This is a genomic window from Pseudomonas sp. SIMBA_068 (assembly GCF_046534705.1).
GTDB classification, from domain to species: domain Bacteria; phylum Pseudomonadota; class Gammaproteobacteria; order Pseudomonadales; family Pseudomonadaceae; genus Aquipseudomonas; species Aquipseudomonas putida.
The window spans coordinates 1-258 of the sequence record NZ_JAWRYI010000921.1; the positions used below are offsets into that span (position 1 = coordinate 1).

The 258-nt window shown below is 60.5% G+C and carries 1 protein-coding gene; it reads left to right on the plus strand.

Annotated features, from left to right (window positions below; all coding sequences use genetic code 11):
• A partial coding sequence (locus SB756_RS32080) for an ABC transporter substrate-binding protein (protein ID WP_410913503.1) occupies window positions 1-258 on the plus strand: 258 nt, incomplete at both ends.

Here is a 258-nt window from a genome sequence, read left to right on the forward strand (position 1 = left end):
GAAGCGCTGGAATATGCCATCAACCGTCAGGCGCTGGCGAAAGTGGCGTTCTCCGGTTACGCCACGCCTGCTACCGGCATCGTGCCGCCCACCATCGACTTCGCTCAGACCTATCCGGCCATCAGCTACGATCCAGCCAAAGCGAAAGCCCTGCTGAAAGAGGCGGGTTACCCGAACGGGTTTGAAACCACGCTCTGGTCGTCACACAACCACAGCACCGCGCAGAAAGTGTTGCAGTTCACCCAGCAGCAGCTGGCG